The 20,435-nt window shown below is 43.0% G+C and carries 13 protein-coding genes and 1 pseudogene; 10 read left to right on the top strand and 4 right to left on the bottom strand.

Annotated elements, in window-relative coordinates:
* The first annotated feature begins 96 nt into the window (after positions 1-96).
* Entirely contained in the window at positions 97-1,500 is a 1,404-nt protein-coding gene (locus ACT3QR_RS00850; protein WP_444519511.1) for a L,D-transpeptidase family protein, read from the top strand.
* Between the two features lie 134 nt (positions 1,501-1,634).
* Here the strand turns inward: ACT3QR_RS00850 and ACT3QR_RS00845 are convergent, their stop codons facing one another.
* A complete protein-coding gene (locus tag ACT3QR_RS00845; RefSeq protein WP_444519510.1) occupies positions 1,635-1,847 on the bottom strand; it encodes a hypothetical protein in 213 nt (70 codons plus the stop codon).
* A 284-nt stretch (positions 1,848-2,131) separates the two neighbouring features.
* Here ACT3QR_RS00845 and ACT3QR_RS00840 point away from each other — a divergent pair, with 284 nt between their 5' ends.
* The 6 genes and pseudogenes from ACT3QR_RS00840 to ACT3QR_RS00815 all read left to right on the top strand — a co-directional run bounded on the left by ACT3QR_RS00840 (position 2,132) and on the right by ACT3QR_RS00815 (position 11,085).
* Entirely contained in the window at positions 2,132-3,943 is a 1,812-nt protein-coding gene (locus ACT3QR_RS00840; protein ID WP_444519509.1) for a DUF389 domain-containing protein, read from the top strand.
* 393 nt (positions 3,944-4,336) lie between these two features.
* A complete protein-coding gene (locus ACT3QR_RS00835; protein WP_444519508.1) occupies positions 4,337-5,425 on the top strand; it encodes a YkvI family membrane protein in 1,089 nt (362 codons plus the stop codon).
* A gap of 230 nt (positions 5,426-5,655) precedes the next feature.
* Positions 5,656-8,328 (top strand): alanine--tRNA ligase, encoded by a 2,673-nt coding sequence (alaS, locus tag ACT3QR_RS00830; RefSeq protein WP_444519507.1) that lies wholly within the window; start codon positions 5,656-5,658, stop codon positions 8,326-8,328.
* A 341-nt stretch (positions 8,329-8,669) separates the two neighbouring features.
* Positions 8,670-9,956, top strand: coding sequence for an aspartate kinase (locus ACT3QR_RS00825; protein WP_444519506.1), 1,287 nt, complete (start codon positions 8,670-8,672; stop codon positions 9,954-9,956).
* Between the two features lie 408 nt (positions 9,957-10,364).
* Positions 10,365-10,532 (top strand): annotated as a pseudogene (gene csrA / locus ACT3QR_RS00820) (carbon storage regulator CsrA); the annotation flags it as partial.
* 178 nt (positions 10,533-10,710) lie between these two features.
* A complete protein-coding gene (locus ACT3QR_RS00815) occupies positions 10,711-11,085 on the top strand; it encodes a HopJ type III effector protein (RefSeq protein ID WP_057759243.1) in 375 nt (124 codons plus the stop codon).
* Between the two features lie 147 nt (positions 11,086-11,232).
* Here the strand turns inward: ACT3QR_RS00815 and ACT3QR_RS00810 are convergent, their stop codons facing one another.
* On the bottom strand, positions 11,233-11,544 hold the full coding sequence (locus tag ACT3QR_RS00810; RefSeq protein WP_444519505.1) for a YeaC family protein: 312 nt from the start codon (positions 11,542-11,544) through the stop codon (positions 11,233-11,235).
* Positions 11,545-11,599: 55 nt separating this feature from the next.
* A complete protein-coding gene (locus ACT3QR_RS00805) occupies positions 11,600-12,604 on the bottom strand; it encodes an NAD(+) kinase (protein WP_444519504.1) in 1,005 nt (334 codons plus the stop codon).
* A gap of 318 nt (positions 12,605-12,922) precedes the next feature.
* Here ACT3QR_RS00805 and ACT3QR_RS00800 point away from each other — a divergent pair, with 318 nt between their 5' ends.
* Entirely contained in the window at positions 12,923-13,645 is a 723-nt protein-coding gene (locus ACT3QR_RS00800; RefSeq protein WP_057759239.1) for a Bax inhibitor-1/YccA family protein, read from the top strand.
* Positions 13,646-13,764: 119 nt separating this feature from the next.
* On the opposite strand, the gene ACT3QR_RS00795 is transcribed toward ACT3QR_RS00800, so the two are convergent.
* Positions 13,765-16,563, bottom strand: coding sequence for a heavy metal translocating P-type ATPase (locus tag ACT3QR_RS00795; RefSeq protein WP_444519503.1), 2,799 nt, complete (start codon positions 16,561-16,563; stop codon positions 13,765-13,767).
* Between the two features lie 494 nt (positions 16,564-17,057).
* Here ACT3QR_RS00795 and mrcB point away from each other — a divergent pair, with 494 nt between their 5' ends.
* Positions 17,058-19,478: a penicillin-binding protein 1B gene (mrcB, locus tag ACT3QR_RS00790; RefSeq protein WP_444519837.1), complete on the top strand. Its 2,421-nt coding sequence runs from the start codon at positions 17,058-17,060 to the stop codon at positions 19,476-19,478.
* Positions 19,479-19,524: 46 nt separating this feature from the next.
* Positions 19,525-20,331: a tetratricopeptide repeat protein gene (locus ACT3QR_RS00785; protein WP_444519502.1), complete on the top strand. Its 807-nt coding sequence runs from the start codon at positions 19,525-19,527 to the stop codon at positions 20,329-20,331.
* Positions 20,332-20,435: the final 104 nt, after the last annotated feature.

The raw sequence follows: 20,435 nt of genomic DNA, 5'->3' as shown, positions 1-20,435 counted from the left end.
GCAAGTCTTAAATGCAAAAAGATGTGTCAAAAGTTTGCGATACAATGAAATTATGCGCATAATAGCCGCATTAGTAGCAACTACAAGTGACTCAATATGATGAAAATAAAGCCTATTATTACTGCTATATCTATCGCCGCTGTAAGTGCCAGTGTGGCCGCACTTGCTGCACCTGCCGATAGTACTCGCACATTGCCAGTACGCACGGCTGACGCTATGCCAGATATTGCAAAAAAGGTCAGCCTTAATGTGCAAGAAAACCGTAGTCGCTCAGATGGCGCTGCTACTGTACAGTTAAATACAGAGAAAGCACAATCAGTCGACAGCATGAACCAGCTTATTAATAACAAGCAAGAAGCCAACCAAAACGCGCCAGCCCCAGCTGCTGACAATATGAGCGCAGTAGAGTTGACACGTAAGGATGAGCAAGCTGACCGTAATGACGACATTACTGAAGGGCAAGCCGTTGCTGCTCCTAGCGATATATCGTCTATCGACTCATCTGATCCACTCTCTTTTGAGTTGCCAGAGAACGAAAAACGTCAAGACTTTAGTGACGATCCAACCATTAAGAATATCGAAGATAAAAATGGTAAGAGACACACAACGCTGAACTTGTCGAACTATGCTAAGCAAGTAAATGGTGCCACCTGGTCACCTAACATGAAAGTCAACTCAGCAATGACGATCAAAATCCAAGCATTGCTCGACTGGAACCACGCTTCTCCTGGTCCTATCGATGGCGGTTGGGGTATGAATAGTAAAAAAGCCCTTATTAACTTCCAAAAGATGAAAGGCTTGCCAGCCACAGGTAGAATGGATCAAAAAACTTGGGATGCATTGGTTAAAAATATTCCTGCAAACAAACCTGTACTGGTCACTTATACGTTAACCAAAGACGATATCGATACCAAGTTTGCGACCACACCTTCTGGTTCAGAAGCGAAGTCAAAAATGAAAGGGCTGTATTATCAAGATATCAAAGAAATGCTGGGTGAACGTTTCCATATGGATGTACGTTACTTAGATAAGCTAAACAAAAATAAAACGTATACCGCTGGTGAAACTATCACAGTACTAAATACTCGCGAAAAGCTTAATCAACGTATCAACCGCGTCGTTGCCAATAAAGCAGATAAAACATTGTATGCGTATAATGATGATAAATTGGTAGCTACCTATCCGACGACTGTGGGCAGTGATGCCACGCCGTCTCCAAAAGGTACTTTCAAAATCATCAATAAAGTAAAAATGCCTTGGTATAGATCAACAGTCGGTAAAGGCGCTGAAAAGAAAGTTCATATGATAGCACCAGGACCAAACAACCCAGTCGGTGTCGTTTGGATGGGACTGTCTAAGCCTTCTTACGGTTTACATGGCTCACCAGTACCTGAAGGTATCAGTCGTCAAGGCTCAGCAGGTTGTGTTCGTTTGACCAACTGGGATGTACTAGAAGTATATGCCAATATCGAAAATGGCGCGGTTGTCGAACTTCAATAAACCGAACCTCAGTAAACCTATCTTCAATGCTAATTAGTAAATACTTCTAATAGTGACAAAAAAGACCTCAATATTGAGGTCTTTTTTATTTGATGATAGACAACTCCACTTTATATCGATAACACTATTCGACTTTATGTTTTATAGCCTTCCTCATTGCCAGTAATGCTACCAATTTTTTTGGTAAAGAACAGCCCTATAGGTATTGACGCTAAAATACCAAATCCAACTGCTACCTGTATATGAAATATCTCATCAAACCCTGTAATGAGAGCGCTAATCATAAAAAGCCCGATAGTGACAGTTGCTGCCATTGAGTAAACGACAGAAAATAATGGCCAATTCATAAGTTATTCCTTATCTTTACTGTGGATATAATGTATTTAACCTTAATCCCACAAAAAAAGTAAGTATTTACCGTGACCTCCTATATCAGTTATATCTAATGACTTTATATTTAAAACCATGCTAATATTAAGGTTTTATATTTAATTATAAGAAACTAAGAAACGTTGGCTTCTACTCCTATCCAATCTCAACTCTTTTCTGTCATTTTCACGAATTTCCTATATCTTTTTTTATTTATCATTACAATAATGACTTTCTTTATCTATTAAGAATGCCATCTGATATGTCCTCATCTGAAAACAACGCTGCGCATAATTCAGTGGATCAACAAGATTCATCGGTCACAACTGACGTCTCTCACAATCAAGACGCGACAATTAAACCAATAGTTGATGATGCAGCTGTAGACAATGATGAAAGCGAAGACACTCAACGCAAGCAATCGACTGATACAGATACAGATACAGATACAGATACAGATACAGATACTGATACTGATACTGATACTGATACTGATACTGATACTGATACTGATACTAAAACAGATACTGGAACAGAATCCGAAGTAGACACTGAATGTGCGCAGCCACCTGACGCTGAAATAACCATGGAAACCATCAGTGATGATGTGGTCGTTGCATCATTGGAGTCAACAGAACCTGAGTCACAATCAAACACTGAAGCGTCTGAAATTGTAGAATCAGGACCTATAGACACAGGAAAGAAGTCGGATTTTTTTCAGTCAGATACAGCAGAAAAAAGTGTTGAAGACGAGGACGCTGACGTAGCGGTAGAAGCGAAAAGTGACTCCTCTGCTAATGACCAAGATACTGCAACACATTCATCAGAAGATAAAGCAGCGAATCATACAAAAACAAAAAATGAATCTAATGGTGATGAAAACGATAACGCAGAAGATAACAATCAAAGTAAAAATACCGATATAGAAGATAGCGATGTTCAAAAAGCTCAAAATGAAAGTGAGGAAGATGAGGTACAAGAAGAAAAGGAAGCCAAACTTGAATCTTATAAACAATTTGTTGCGGAGCAGTTTAGTAATCAGAAAGTAGACTATCCAGAGGTACGGGTTAGGATTGAAGCAAACGCGTTGCCTAGCAAGATGTACTTCATCATGAACATACTCTCTGCCATTATTGCCAGTTATGGTCTGGTAACCAATTCAGCAGCCGTAGTCATCGGTGCGATGTTGGTTGCGATGATGTTGGGCCCCATCACTGGTATAGCGCTAGCAATTATCGATAACCGGATACCATTGCTACGTAAGTCACTTTTCACCGTTGTTGTCGGTGTCTCACTGGTAGTATTGGTCGGCTTTATCGTTGGTTGGCTACATAAAGACCAACCGCTAACGGCAGAAATCTTATCACGCACCCAGCCAACTTCCATGGATTTGATGATTGCCTTAGCTGGTGGTACAGCTGGTGCTTATGCAATGGTATCACCGCACCTCTCAGTTGCAGTTGTCGGCGTTGCAGTTGCCACAGCTTTAGTGCCACCGCTTGCTGCTAGTGGTATCTTGCTCGCTAATAGTGAAATGCAGCTTGGACTTGGTGCGCTTTTATTGGCGGCGACCAACATCCTTGCTATCCAGTTTACCAATGCGCTTGTATTATGGATTTTAGGATTCCGTCGTTTGGTCGATGATGATTATAAATCCAATACCTACCTGACTTTTTTGCAGCGTAACGCCGTGACCTTATTGCTACTCGGTGGCTTGGGTGCCTACTTGACCATCAACCTACAAACCAACGCCAAGCAGCAAATATTTGAGAGTAGCGTCAAAGAAACCATCAACAACTACTTTATTGATCAAGGCAATGTATTGACCAATACGCAGTTTGATACGTCGAAGACAAACCAAGTTGTGCGTGCGATCGTGCGTGGAGAGACGTTACCGAGCTCATACGATGTACGCCAGATTGAGACGCTCATTACTCAAGATATGACAGAGAACTTTCCAGAATACCTACCAATAAAACTGCAACTACGCTATTTGCCAGTACAAGTGATTGAGTCCAATCCAACGACGCAAGATAAACTGGATGAAACCGATGCGGCAATTTTGACCAATTAACGCTTAGGTGGTGTCATCAATATCTTGCCCCTAACCTTCAAAGACGTATCTAAAGTCGCCAGCCTCTAATATTCTTATGAGACCATTGGTATTCTCATTAAAAAGCCAGCTCACCACCAAGTCCTTACCCTTACTATCCATGTGATTACTTACAAATTAAATATACAAAAACAGCAAGCTTTTTAAATAAGTATATAGGCTGTACTTGATGACTGACTTCTATTGAATACCGTGTTAGTATCTAGGGTTTTTTTAAGCCTTACTGCCATGATTTTGTTATCTGACGCTCAATCGTCTATTAATAAAACATCGGAGCCTATATTTCGCGCTACAACAACAATCAAAGCAAGTTAGCCTAACAAACCGAAACTTCAGGGATAGGAGTACATAATAGTGAACAAACAATCTTGGCAAATAGCCGCAGCCTATATGTCAGTAGTCGTTGGTGGCGGTTTTGCCTCTGGTCAGGAAGTTCTTCAGTTTTTTACTGGCTATGGTGTGGCAAGTGTTATTGGCACGCTGGTTAGCGCCGCGCTTTTTGCTTTTTTAGGAATGCAAATTGCGCGAATGAGTTCGAATATGCAGGCCAATTCACATAAAAAAGTACTGTATACCTTATTTGGTACACGTGCTGGATTGGTTATGGATATGGTGTTATCGTTCTTTTTATTTGGTGTTGGCGTGGTCATGCTGGCTGGTAGTGGTTCCATTTTTACTCAGCAATACGGCTGGCCACCGCTAGTGGGCAGTATTTTCATGACGGTACTGGTAATCGCTACACTCTGTTTAAAAGTAAAAGGCATTATAAGGCTAATCAGTATCATCATGCCTGTACTGCTGCTATTGATATTGGCTATTACCACGTACTCAATTTTTAACAGTAGTGCCTCAAGTGATACGCTAAATAAGGTAGCGCAAGAAATACCCACTATCAGCTCAAACTGGCCAGTCTCAAATTGGTTTTTTGGTGCGGTGCTTTATGCCTCATTTAACATTGCGGTTGGCTTTCCTATGTTGGCAGTCATTGGCGGTATGACTCGCTCAGAAAAAACAGCAGCCAGCGGTGGCGCGATGGGTGGGCTTGGGTTAGGCTTATTAGTATTCTTACTCAATATTGGCCTTTTTTCTAACATCGATAAACTCATAGGCATTGAAATGCCTACTTTAGGATTAGCCTCAAATATTTCACCCGTGTTATCCATAATTATGTCAGCAACGCTCATTTGTATGATATACAGTACCGCAGTGGGTATGTTTTTTGCCTTTAGTACACGCTTTGCGACGCCAGGAACAAATCGCTTCAAATCGCTTAGCGCATTTTTCGCTATCGTTGGTCTAGGCTTAAGCCAGCTTGGTTTCAGCAAACTCATTGGCACCGTGTATCCAATGCTGGGCATTATTGGTCTAATAATGATGGTGGCTATTATTTTGGCGTGGGTTCGCAGCCGTAAACAGCCAGCACAAATACAAATACAAAGTTAACATTGAGCATACTGAAATTGATACCATTAGTGACTTTTTGGCAGCTCATGCCGTCATTCGCAGTGAAATCAATTAAGGATGATTACTTGCAAATTAAAGTACCACTCGCCTTCGTATAATAACCTAGTAATTATAACTCTTATACCAAGAGCTTAGGCGTTTGTGCTAAAATCGCTTGCAAAATTATTTTATCTCAGTTACTTAATTCTATCCGTCAGTAAGGAGCCGCTGTGAGCCAGCCATTTCGCTCAGCCGATATTCGCCAAGCATTTTTCGATTTTTTCATGAGCAAGCAGCATACCCAAGTTTCATCGTCTAGCTTGATTCCATACAATGATCCGACATTGCTATTTACCAATGCCGGTATGAATCAGTTTAAAGAAACTTTTTTGGGTATGGAACCACGTGACTATACACGTGCGGTAACCTCGCAAAAGTGCGTGCGTGCTGGCGGTAAACATAACGACTTGGATAATGTTGGCTATACTGCACGTCACCATACTTTCTTTGAAATGCTTGGTAACTTCTCGTTTGGTGATTACTTCAAGCAAGCTGGTATCGAGTATATCTGGGAATTTTTGACCTCAGATAAATGGTTAGCGATTGATAAAGACCGTCTCTATGTCACCATTTATGAGACTGATGATGAAGCTTTTGAGATTTGGAATAAAGACATTGGTATTCCGAGCGACCGTATCATTCGTATTGGTGATAATAAGGGCGCCCCATATGCGTCAGACAACTTCTGGACGATGGGTGACACTGGTCCTTGTGGTCCCTGTACTGAAGTCTTTTATGACCATGGTGCCGACGTTGAAGGCGGCTTGCCAGGCACACCTGAAGAAGATGGCGACCGCTATATCGAGATTTGGAACTGTGTATTTATGCAGTTCAATCGTCAAAAAGACGGCACTCTATTACCTCTCCCTGCACCAAGTGTCGACACAGGGATGGGGCTTGAGCGTATTAGTGCCATAATGCAAGGCGTTCATGGTAACTACGAGATCGACTTATTTGTTCATTTGATGGATGCAGCTGCTGATATCCTAGAAATCAATAATGAGCAACAATCTTCACTAAAAGTCATCGCCGACCATATTCGCGCCGTGGCATTTTTGATTGCTGATGGTGTCACGCCTAGCAATGAAGGTCGCGGTTACGTATTGCGCCGTGTCATTCGTCGTGCAGTACGCCATGGCAACAAACTTGGTGCTGATAGCGAGTTCTTCTACAAAATGGTCGCGCCGCTAGTCGCTGAAATGGGCAGTGCCTATCCTGAGCTAAAAGATAAGCAAAGTGTTATCGAAAACGCCATTCAAAAAGAAGAAGCACAGTTTGCCAAAACATTGGCACAAGGCTTACGTTTGCTTGCTAGCGAACTTGAAGGCCTACAAGATGGTGATACGCTATCTGGTGAAGCCGCATTCAAGCTCTATGATACCTATGGCTTCCCACTTGATTTGACTGCCGATATCACTCGCGAGCTTGGTATTGCTATCGATGAAGCAGAGTTTGATGAGCATATGCAGGCACAACGTGAGCGTGCTCGTGATGCTGGTAAGTTTGATGTTGATTACAGCAGCGTGATTCAAGTAGAAACGCCCACGACATTTATCGGCTATGAACAGCTTGAAGAGGACGGCGTAACTATTGACGCGCTTTACCAAGACGGTACTCCAGCAGACAGCTTAACGGAAGGTATGGAAGGCGTTGTGGTATTGGATCGCACCCCATTTTATGCTGAAGGCGGTGGTCAAGTTGGTGAGCTTGGCGAGATTCGTACTGAGTCAGGCGTCTTTGAAGTACAAGATACCAAAAAATCTGGTCAGGCGATTATCCATTATGGTGTCGTGACCATGGGCGATATCAGTACTAAGCAAACCGCTGAAGCGCAAGTACTGTCGAGCATCCGTGCCGCTAGTGCCAAAAACCACTCAGCCACTCATCTATTGCACGCAGCGCTAAGAGAAGTGCTGGGTGATGAAGTTACGCAAAAAGGCTCACTGGTCTCAAGCGAAGTACTACGTTTTGACTTTGCTTATGACAAGCCTGTCAGTGCTGCTGAAATCTCGCGTGTCGAACGTCTCGTCAATGAGCAGATTCAAGCCAACACTCCTGCCCGCATCGAGCACATGTCGATTGATGAAGCGATGAACCAAGGTGCGATGGCACTGTTTGGCGAAAAGTACGGCAGTGACGTTCGAGTATTAACCATGGGTACTGACCGTATCGTCGATGGTCAGCGTAAACCTTTTTCTATCGAGCTATGTGGTGGCTTGCATGTACAGCATACTGGCGATATTGGTGTGCTCAAAATCACTAGTGAATCTGGTATCGCTGCTGGTATCCGCCGAGTTGAAGCCGTTACTGGTATGAATGCAGTCAAAAACATTCAGCAAAGCGAGCAACAACTAAGCGAGTTGGCAAGTCAGCTGAAAGTAAAACGCTCTGAAGTAGCACAGCGTGTCCGTACTATGGCTGATAAGCAACGTGACCTAGAAAAACAACTAGAGCGCTTGCAACAAAAAATAGCCAGCGCACAAGCTGCTAACTTACTCGATGTCGTGCAAACAATTGCAGGTACCCCAGTTCTTGTCAGTACCTTAAGCGGTATCGATGGTAAATCCATCCGCACACTAATGGACGACATCAAATCGAAACTGCCTGATAGCGTGATTGTATTAATCGGTGATAAAGACGACCAATTAGCACTCGCAGCGAGCGTCGCAAAATCTGTCACTGCCAAAATCAAAGCTGGTGATATTATTCGTCATTTAGCAGGTGAGCTTGGTGGTAAAGGTGGCGGTAAGCCTGACTACGCACAAGGCGGCGCACCGAAGTCTGGCAATAGTACAGCGGTTATCAGCGCTCTACCTGCTTGGATTGAAGATCAACTTAGCTAAACTGGTGGATATATTAGTATAGCGCGTCACAATGTGCCTTTTCTTTATTGCATAGCTTTGCTCTACTACGCACAGAATATGTGATTGGTTATAGTAGCTATAACCAATCGCCATATATCTAAGCGGTCCTTAGGCTTAAAGTTATGCAGTAGATATGGTATAAAGGTCAACGTTTGGGCATATTGTTCATTCTATAAGGTTGAAACAGACCGTTAGAAGAATGAAAGACCTAGGGCATAACTCTTATAATCTGGCTTTATCTATACAAGCATTGACGAGTATCACATTGACTCTCATCAATGACAATAAAAAGTCATTATTGAATAAATAGGTAGATTTTTATGGCGTTAATAGTACAGAAATACGGCGGCACCTCGATGGGCAGTATCGACCGCATCAAAAACGTCGCCAAACGAGTCAAACGCTGGCATGACAATGGTCATCAAGTAGTCGTCGTGGTTTCAGCCATGAGCGGTGAAACCAACCGTTTGATTGATTTAGCACGCCAAATTAGCACGCAGCCTGATCCTCGCGAATATGATCAAATGGTCTCAACAGGTGAGCAGGTTTCTATCTCACTACTCGCCATGGCTATTAAAGAGCTTGGTATTGGTGCTCGCTCATTCACTGGTCGCCAAGTAGCGATTAAAACCGACAACGCCCACAATAAAGCTCGTATCGAAAGTATCGATGACCAAAACATACGTGAGCAACTAGATGCTGGCAATATCGTTATTGTGGCAGGTTTCCAAGGTATCGATGAAGCAGGCAACGCGACCACATTGGGACGCGGCGGTTCTGATACCACAGGTGTGGCGATTGCTGCTGCCTTGGGCGCTGATGAATGTCAAATCTATACTGATGTCGATGGCGTATATACCACCGACCCTCGTGTGACCTCAAAAGCCAAAAAGCTTGAAAAAATTACGTTTGAAGAAATGCTTGAAATGGCCAGTCTTGGCTCTAAAATTCTACAGATTCGCTCAGTAGAATTCGCTGGTAAATATGGCGTGCCGCTGCGTGTACTTTCTAGCTTTGATGAAAACACAGACGGTAGCTTTGACCAAGAATTTCAAGACAACGTTGGTACCCTAATTACGATAGACGAAGGAGACAATATGGAACAGGCAATCATCTCAGGTATCGCGTTCAACAGAGACGAAGCAAAAATCTTAGTACGCGGTGTGCCTGATCATCCTGGTATCGCCTCTGCTATTTTAAGCCCAATTGGTCGTGCCAATATCGAAATCGATATGATTGTACAAAACCTTTCGGATAACGGTACCACTGACTTTACTTTCACGGTTAACCGCACGGATTTGGATAAAACGCTAAAAGTACTTAATGAAGAAGTAAAAGATGAGATTGGCGCGAAAGAAATATTGGGCAACAGTGAAGTTGTTAAAGTCTCATTGGTTGGTGTTGGCATGCGTTCACACGCTGGTGTTGCGAGCCTCATGTTCCAAACGCTAGCTGAACACAACATCAATATCCAAATGATTTCAACCAGTGAAATTAAAGTGTCTGTCTTAATTCAAGATCAACATTTAGAAAAAGCCGTCAAGTCACTGCACACGGCATTTGGTCTAGATCGTGAAGACGGTGAAAGCAAAATCGCTGGGCTATAAGACATAAAAACTGTTAAAATATAGCACTAGTATTAACGATTATCTATTGACTGCTATTAATGATTTTATATAGTGCGTAAATAAACATCATGTAAATTAATAGTGTCTAAATAAAAACAGTACTTAAATAAAATAGGATCTTTTTAGATCCTATTTTTATTTTTTATCGTAGCTAAAATGAGCATTTATCTAATAGTTTTGTGAAAAACCGTGACAGTATCTGTTATGCCACCTATAATGGGGCTTTCATTTGGGCTAAATGAATCTACCTATCATTACCGCTATTGGCACGATATCGAGCATTATAATAATGGTTATATTGCGTGTTTAGTGCTTCGGTGATGTTCTGCAATTGAGAAGTAATCTGATGAGTAATAATTTGTTGATGCGACATAAGGAGTGTGACGCATGTTAATTTTGACACGCCGCGTGGGCGAAACGCTAATGATTGGCGACGAAGTAAGTGTGACGGTTCTAGGCGTCAAAGGCAATCAAGTACGTATCGGTGTAAATGCACCCAAAGATATTGCAGTACACCGCGAAGAGATTTATCAACGTATTCAGCATGAGCGTTCTGTACAGTCGCAAATGCAGCATCTTGAGCAAGGCAATTTTTCGCCTTCATTCGATGATGAAGACTACTTTAATCGCTAAGCTAGCTAAATTATAATGCTGAACGCTCAACGGCTATTATCATCATTGAGCACACATAAATATTATATTGTTTTTTAATCTGCTCTGAGGTCATTTATTTATGAGTATCCGCCAATCAGATGTATCGGCATTACTTAATGGTTTGAACAAAAAGGCCATTGGGTTCAATGATGTCATCAGCTTTATCGATGATTTTTATCGCTATGCACCTGCCCCTTTCGTAAATGGAATGGTACACAACGCAGCTGGTGAGAACGAAGGTAGCGCAAAGATTTTTGGTTTCGCTAAGCACCATGGCCTAAATCAATTGGACACGCTTAAGCTATTTGGCGAACATTATGCCAAGGTTCAAGCAACGCCCAATGGTACCGATCATGCCAATATCCGTAATTTTTTACATTGGGGCTGGCAAGGGTTTTTGATGCAGAAGAATCCGCTAACGGTTCGTCCTAGTGTCGATACGACTGCTATTTAATTATTTACAATGGTTCAGTTATTTCTGATAATTTAATCATTGGTAAAGTAAAAAAAGCCACGCCATATAGCGTGGCTTTTTTATGATGAGTATTTCGATAACAACTATTATAGACCTAATTACTTATGGATCTATTTACCACGAAACTTATTTGTCACGAAATTTAACAGGCTGCACAGCGCCTTTAGGATTCGGCATATTAGGATAGTGATGCTCGTGCTCAACATCACATTCAGCGCCAACGACAGAACCATCATCTTTTACGGGTTTATGAATATAACCCGTGCGCTCAGCTGGTGGTAGGTGCTCGTGCTCCCATACCATCACTGCTTGCATACAGGTTTCGCGCTGTTCAGCGGTGATTTTTTGACCGTCAGGCCATTTACCTAACTCAATCGCCATACGAAACTTATCAACCACTTCGGGCGTTAGACTTGCTAGTATTGTTTGTTTATCCATCTTACCTACTCTCCACTACCATTTTTTGCATTATATTTGTGTCTAATAGATACGCTTATTCATCGTCTATAATATCATCATCGACATCAAGACTGAATTCTTCGGCATGTACGTTCCAGTGCAGCTTTGTACGGCAGGCTTCATAGAAATCAAACCCAGGCGGGTGCAACAAGGTCAGCTTATCAGGATGCTTACGAATATATAGGCGTTGCTCTTGCTCAAGCGGTACACTCGGCTTACCATCCGCACTCACCATCGGCTGAGTACGATTGTCTTCGTGGATACGAATACAGACCTCACTATTACCGCTGACCACAATGGGTCTGCTAGATAATGTATGCGGGTGCATAGGCACTAGACAAATAGCATCCATGCTGGGATGAATGATTGGACCACCGCCTGATAAGGCATAAGCAGTAGATCCGGTCGGTGTAGCCGCTATCAAGCCATCACTATGCTGTCTATAAACGTCATGTCCATCAATTTTCATCTGAAAATCGATCATATGTACGGATTTACCAGCGTGTAGTACGATATCATTCAGCGCCATATCTTCATGGATAATCTTACGCCCCTCTCGTATCTCCATCGTTAATAAAAACCGATGATCTAGTTGATAGTCTCCCATCAATACTTGGCGTAACTTAAACGCAGCTTCATCAGGCTTTACATCTGCTAAGAATCCTAGACGCCCACGGTTCACCCCGAGTACGGGTACACGGTAGCGTGCTAATGCTTCGGCTGCATGTAGTATCGAACCATCACCGCCAACAACAATAACTAAGTCACAAATTTCACCAATCAAACCACGTTTGACGATTTTGACTCTTTCTATGTCTGTAAGGTTCAGCGTTGGCAAATTGGCAGTTTGTACATCCATTATCAACGTCAAATTCATGTCATTGACGGTTTGGGCAATCTGTACCAAGCTTTGAGTGACACTACGTTTACCAGCACGACCCATTAGCCCAATACGCCTAAAGGCAGGGTTTTTGATAGCGTGGAATAGTTCTGATTCATGTAAGTGTGGCAATCTTGCTGACTGCGCTGAGTTTTCCATAAAACGACTCGGTATAACGGTGAAGTACAGGGTAATAATAGCGATAAATGCGCGCTTAGACTAGCATGTTTATGAATTATCGTTGTTAACTGTCGTAACTGACCCCATATAAAGACTATCAAATGTTTTACTTAGTCTGATCTGTCTGTTCAGTTTCAAATTGATGTATTGAGCGATACAGTAGCTCGATGCACTAGCCAACGAGCAGCCTAAGTTCAAGCCGCAGCGGTTGTCACGCAAACACAGTTGACAATAATGGCGGTTTTGCTAAAGTAGCTAACATTACTATTTTTATATTTTATTATTAAGGACTTATGTATGGCCAATCCTATTGTCAGTCGCGCAGAACTTGCGATCGGCGGTAATCCAATGACGGTCAAAGGCGTAATTCAAAAGACCAGCTTGTTACTTGGTTTATCAGCTATTACTGGTGTGGGCTTTTTCTTTTATGCGCTTATGGCAGGTTTATCGCAAGGTTTTATTACGATGGCAGCCTTTGGTAGCATGATTGCTGCGTTTGTTCTCGCTCTTTTTATTACCTTTAAACCGCAAAAAGCCAAAACGTTGGCTGTGCCTTATGCCTTGTTAGAAGGTATCTTTTTAGGTGGTATCTCATTGTTCTTCATGAGAATGTACCCAACAGTACCAGTCACGGCAATGTGTGCAACTTTCGTCACAGCTGCGGTTATGCTTGGTCTATATCGGTCAGGTCTAGTTAAGGTTACTGAAAAATTCCGTTCTATTGTGACTTCAGCCGTTATTGCAATTATGCTTGTCTATGTAGCACAGTGGGTACTTTCCTTAGCATTTGGCTCATCATTGCCATTCCTATTTGAAGGCGGCGCTATCGCTATTGGCTTTAGCTTATTTGTCATCGTTATCGCTTCTTTCACCTTACTATTAGATTTTGATAATATCGATCGTGGCGTGGCGATGGGTGTTTCTGAAGATTACGAGTGGTTGTTCAGTATTGGTATTCTTGCAACCCTAGTTTGGATGTATATCGAATTTATGCGTCTATTAAGCTATCTACAAGACTAATTGTAAGAACTATCTAACAGTATCTCTGTATAGAAAAAACCGCCTTTCATTTGATGTAAGGCGGTTTTTTCATGAGTAAAATTTATTGGCCTGGGTAAATTAAGTGCTTTTTAAAAAGACTAAGCACGTTTTAGACGTAAGGCATTTAATACGACGAACAATGAACTGAGCGACATGCCAATCGCAGCAAGCCATGGCGGTACATAACCTAAAGCAGCTGGTATCAGAACGATACTATTATAAGCAAGTGCCCAGCGGAAGTTTTGTTTGATAATGCTTTCAGTTTTATCAGAGATACGTTTAGCCGCAGTGATGGCCTCGATTTGTCCGTTTAAGATAATACTGTCACTGGATACTTGTGCTAAGTCTGCCGCACCTGCAATCGAGGTCGACACATCGGCCGCTGCTAGCACTGGTGCATCATTAATGCCATCACCTACCATCAGTACAATGGCTCCGTTGGCTTGCAGCTTCTGAATATGATTAACCTTATCAGTCGGTGATAGGCCATTATACGCAGCTTGCATTCCTAAGTTCTCAGCCATCACTAGCGCTTGCGGACTTGGGTCACCTGTCAACATAACAGACTCGATACCTAGTCCTTTGAGCGTATTGAGCATCGACTGAGCACTATCACGTACCTTATCGTTGAAATAAAAGCATGCTAGCGCCTGCCATTTGTTGCTATCAATATTCTGACAAGACAGTACCACTGCTGAGCTGGCTCGCTGCGCCACCAAATCAATGGTTATATCGTCACTTGCAGAGACATTATTAGTACTATCGCTTGCTTTATCTAACGCAAAGTCCTTGTGACCGATTCGATATACAGTGCCATCAATCATCGCTTCCACGCCGCCCGCTGGATAATGCTGTACGGCTTGCGTCGATGGTAGATGTAACTGATAGGCCGATGTCAGTAGCGCGTGGGCAATGGGGTGACGACTGCCTACTTCTAGTGCAGCTGCCATTGCCAACAGCGTATCTTTTTTCACCGTTGATGATAAACCATCAGATTCGGTCTGGTTTTTTGGTTTTATTAACTCGATATTTAATAAATTTGGCTTACCATAAGTCAGCGTGCCTGTCTTATCAAAAGCGACATGCGTAATTTCAGCTAACGTCTGTAGTGTATGCCCGCGTGTGGTTAAAAAACCATAGCTGGCCAGACGATTGGTTGAGACGGTCAAAGCAATCGGCGTCGCCAATGATAGTGCACAAGGACAAGTAGCTACCAAGACTGCTACTGTCGCCCAAATGGCTTGGCTTGGATCAACAATATACCAGCCGACAAATACTAGGACGGACAACACCAAAATACGCGCGACAAACCAACGTGCCAGCTTATCCGCTTGCTGCGCTAGTTTGGGTTTTTCGCTCATGGCACGGTTCATTAGTCTATCAATCAAACCTATTTGGCTGTCTTTTGGTAATGCTGTGACTAGCATTTCAAACGGCTGGCTGTCGTTTTGTGAACCACCAACAATGTAATCCCCTTGAGACTTGATGATTAAATCACCCTCGCCCGTCAGTAGACTTTGTGACACTGTTGCAGTGGAACTTAGCAAGATGCCATCACTGATAATCTCTGAACCCGCTTCAACCAAAATGATGTCACCCACTTGTAGACTATGAGCAGTGACCATTTGCTTCGACTCTGTATCGCCTTCCGGTTGTGATAGCGCATTTTGTTGGTTGCGTGACTGCTGCCAATCTTGAGCGATACGCGATGTAAGCGTATGAACATTGATGTCCATACGCTGCATAAAATCAGGCATGATTTCAGCCGTCGTACCTGAGCTCTTTTGAGCCTCATCTTCAGTAGTGTCATCTTGCAGAGGTTCATTTTCTTTCAGCTGCTGCAAAATACGCTCTGCTGCTGCTTTTTCTTCAGCGTTTTTTTGTACTAATACCGGCTCAACCACCACCAAATCATTAGCCATAGTTGCAGCTTTTAGACGCGCGTTATGCTCGATATAACGCCCTGCCAGCAAAAAGAAAATAAACATACTGACTGAATCATAGTACGTTTCCCCTTGGCCCGTGATAGTAGCGTAGAGACTGGCAAAAAAAGTGATAATCAATGCAAGACTGACGGGCACATCCATATTGACTTGGCGCGCACGAACCGCTGACCATGCGGAAGTGAAGAAAGGAATGCCAGCATAGAAGAATACAGGCGTGCTCACAAACAAAGACACCCAACGCAAAAAGTCACGCTGAAATATCAACATGTCGCTATACTCGCCAAAATAAAGCGCAACGGCATACATCATTGCTTGCATCGAACCCAGTGCAGCGATACCGAGGCGCAATAGCATCTGATTGTTATGACGCGCCAGCATGGCTTCATGAGTATCTTGGCGGTAGGGCTTGGCTTCGTAGCCGATTTCGTTGATAACTGCCAAAATACGACTAATGGGTAATTTGTCTTCATTCCAAATAACCCGCATACGCTGGTTGGTCAAATTCACCTGACATTTACCAATACCTTCTAGCTCATCAAGACGCGACTCAATAAGCCAAGTACAGGCAGCGCAGCGTAGGTTATTGACCGATAGCTCTGCTACTGACATTCCATCTTGCACGTAAACAAATTGCGATTTTATCTCGTCATGATCATAGACTTCGAGGCGCGTCAGCTGAGTTGGTAAACTTGCCGTGCGATTAATTTCTGAACGGTCAAGATAATATTGCTCAAGACCAGCTTCTACAATGCTTTGGGCAGCCAATTGACAGCCCATGCAACACATTTCTCGTGACTGACCTAATATATCAGCATGAAATGGTGGCTGAGGGACTGGGTCACCGCAGTGAAAGCAGTGGTCAGCCAGCGGGAGTACCAAGCCTTCGATGATAGAAGCGTCTTCATAAGAATGGTTAGTGGAAGATGATACTGATGATGGGATACTAGACATAGTCGCGCTTGCTTCCTTTGACAGGCTTGTTCAAAATGCTTTCTTTTAAAGCAAACTTGCTCTTATTGACTGTGCTGTATGTAGCGTAGTCGCTTATGATCGTTTGAACATCGTTGCCACTGGTAGCACAATATTAATCAAAAGTGGCTATTAGCAAACAATTAGCAACAGCGAATTCATACAAAATACATCGTGAGGACAATCGTAAATTGCTATCTTATATGACGCTTATCTACCAGATTGAAAGTGGCTGATGCTTTACTATAAGTATCGGTTATTTCCAATGGAGATTATACTATAAGCTATCATTATGAGTAATCACATCACTCATGACCTATGACCAATAAATGCCTGCGTTGACGATGATAGATTGAAAAATTTGTCAATTTGCGTCATTATGAGGCAGTTTTTTATCCAAAAATGGTGCGACATCTGTGCAAAAACCTAATTACAAGTTACCAAATACCAAGTTCTCACCGTCATCTAAGTCTACCATGCATACGCTACCCTCGCAGCAGCGCGGCTTGGTCTTTAGTAGTCTGCTATTGATTGTCATCATTGCAGGCATGGTGCTGTTGGCGCTGTATTTGATCAAACTTGATCGCACTATTACTCATAAGTTTGAGGGTAAGCGCTGGGATATTCCAGCCAAAGTGTACTCGCAACCACTTGAGCTGTATCAAGGTGCTAATGTCGATAGAGATACGATGAAGACATGGCTAGAATTGCTCAACTATCAGAGCAACAAGGCTTATGACCGCACGGGTACTTATCATCGGGCAGGCAATACCTACTTTATTCACACGCGTGGCTTTACATATAGTGCCAATGATAAAGATGCCGAGCAAGTCATCAAAATGACGATTTCTGGTAACAAAGTAGAGTCCATTCAAAGTACTCTGCCTGCCAAAAGCGGGATTATTCGTTTAGAGCCTGTCAATATTGGTGGTATTTATCCAGACAGTAACGAAGATCGCATGGTCGTGTCTTTGGACGAAGTGCCTCAGCCATTGATCGATGCACTCATCGCTACCGAAGATCGCGCGTTTTATGAGCATAAAGGGGTATCGATACGCGGTATCGCCCGTGCCGTCATCAACAACTTTACAGGTGGTGCCAGACAAGGTGGCTCGACCATCACGCAGCAGCTGATTAAAAACTTTTATCTCAATTCGGATCGCACACTAAAGCGCAAAGCCAACGAAGCATTGATGGCTGTGTTACTTGAGCTGCATTACAGCAAAGATGAGATTTTACAAACCTATTTGAATGAAATTTATCTGGGTCAGAATGGCAATCGCTCTATCAATGGCTTTGGTTTGGCCTCGCAGTTTTATTTTGACAAGCCGCTCAATGAACTGCGCTTAGATCAGCAAGCCATGCTAGTCGGGATGGCAAAAGGTCCAAGTATCTATAACCCACGTCGCAATCCAAATGACTCAAAAGCACGCCGTGATGTGGTACTTAATAATATGCTGACAATGGGTACACTGAGCCAAGAAGACTACGATAAAGCTTTAGAGCAATCACTTGGCATCGTGGATAAGCCTACCGAAGGTAAAAGCCAGTTTCCCGACTTCTTAGATATTGTTAAACGTGAACTAAATACTGTTTATTATTCTGATGACCTTAAGAACGAAGGTCTAACCATTATTAGTACCTTAGACCCTATCGCTCAATTGGCAGCAGATAAAGCTGTTGATAACAAACTTGGTGAGCTTCGCCGTAATAGTAGCAAAACTAAGGATTTACAAGGTGCGTTAGTTAGTGCTAACCCTGAGACTGGCGAGCTAGTATCTGTAGTAGGTAGTGGTAGTGAGTTTACAGGGTTTAACCGTGCTGTCGATGCCAAACGCCAAGTTGGCTCACTGCTGAAGCCTATTATTTATATGACTGCGCTTGAGAGCGGTCGTTATAACTTAGCCAGTTCAGTAGATGATTCACCTATTACCGTCAATCTAAACGATGGTGCTGACTGGAACCCTAGGAACTATGACAATCGTGATCATGGTTACGTACCGTTTACCTCGGCTCTATCTCAATCCTATAACCAAGCAGCGGTACGCTTAGGTATGGAATTTGGTGTTAATACCTTTGCCAAGCAGTTACAGCGTATGGGTGTTAAAGAAGAAATTCCACCTTACCCATCAGCATTATTAGGCTCAGTTAATTTGAGTCCGATGGATATGCTTGGTATCTACCAAGTCTTTGCCACTGGTGGCTTTCGTACGCCTATTCACAGCATTCGTACCGTCATTGATGATCGTGGCCTTATTTTACAGCGTACGGGGCTTAACACTCAGCGCAGCATCCCACCTGAAACCAACTTTTTGACCAACTATGCATTACAACAAGTGGTCTCAAATGGTACAGCTAGACGCGCGCAATCGCTGGGTAGTAATTTGAACCTAGCAGGAAAAACAGGTACGACAAATGACTACCGCGATGCTTGGTTTGCAGGCTATAGTGGCAACTATGTGAGTGTTGTTTGGGTTGGTCGTGATGATAACAAGCCAATTGGTTTAAGTGGTGGTACTGGCGCCTTACCGGTTTGGGTTGACTATATGAAACGCCTAAAACTAACTCCGGTTGCTCTGCCAGAGCCAGAAGGTATTGAATGGTTATGGCTAGAGAACAACTCAGGCAAACTGTCTAATGAACGCTGCGCCAACGCTCGTTATCTACCTGTCTTATCAGCGCATTTGCCAGAAGAAGCTAGCAGTTGCGCGCTGAGCCTATATCAGCAAGAGCGAGCGCGTGAACAAACGCAGTTTCAAAACCAGCAAGGTGACACCAATCAGAATGAAGGCTTAGAGATTCCAAATGGCGAAGCTGTTGAATCTGATGGTTCTGAGGGTAGCAGCGATGAAGACAGTGCTGATACCTGGTATGACCGCGCTGTTGAATGGTTCTAACATTGTTTTTGGTTTCTAGCTTTTAATATTTAAAAAAGGTTTTAACATGATAGTGTCATCTTTGAGGACAACTACTTCAGTAAAACACACAATGATGCTATGGCGTAAAAAAATCACGTCAAGCAATATCCTGCTTTTAGGTAGCGCGATCATTGGTGTGCTCGGTCTAAGTGCTTGTCAGACGGCGCCTAGTACATCAGCTACGATGCAAACAACGCCTGTTCAAACAGTACCAACATCTCAACCGACAGGACAATCAATAACCCAAGCGCCTACCACTGAAGCAGATAGTGAAAACAACTATACAGCCGAGCCTTATGATACGGTTGAACAGTCTGAAGTACCAAATCCACTAACACAAGAAACGCCTGTATTTACGCCTACTATTCCAGAAACGACGCAGCCTGATCCTGTTATCATTACGCCCTCTCCTAATGACTATATAATCTCCGAGCCGTCCGTACCGTCACATAACGAGCTACTAGAGCACGCTAGAAGAAACTCACAACAACGTACCCAACAATCTGCCAACAACAATAGTAATCTGCCCGCATTTCGCAATTTGATGCAAGTAGGTATCAATCAGCTGAAAGCGGGCAACCTCACCAATGCAGAGAGCAGCTTTACACGTGCACAGCGTCTAGCACCAAAGTCATCGGCGGTATATTTCTATTTGGCACAAGTAGCATTGAAAAAGAACCAACCTCGTAAAGCAGAAGCGATGGCACGTCGTGGTCTTAGTGTTTCTCAAAGTGCTAGTCGTAGACGAGCATTATGGCAGGTTATATTGCAATCAGGACAAGCTCAAGGTAACTCACGCGTGGTCAATGAGGCAAGACAGGCGTTACGCTAATAACTGCATATTTATACATTTCAGACTCATTAAAACACCTATATACATTATGTATTTGACTGTATATAGATTTATCTAGGGCATCCCCCTAACATCTACATTTA

Source organism: Psychrobacter sp. AOP7-B1-25, assembly GCF_052376195.1.
Lineage (GTDB): Bacteria > Pseudomonadota > Gammaproteobacteria > Pseudomonadales > Moraxellaceae > Psychrobacter.
Note: the sequence above shows the minus strand (reverse complement) of the source record. Positions and strands in the feature narration are given on the sequence as shown.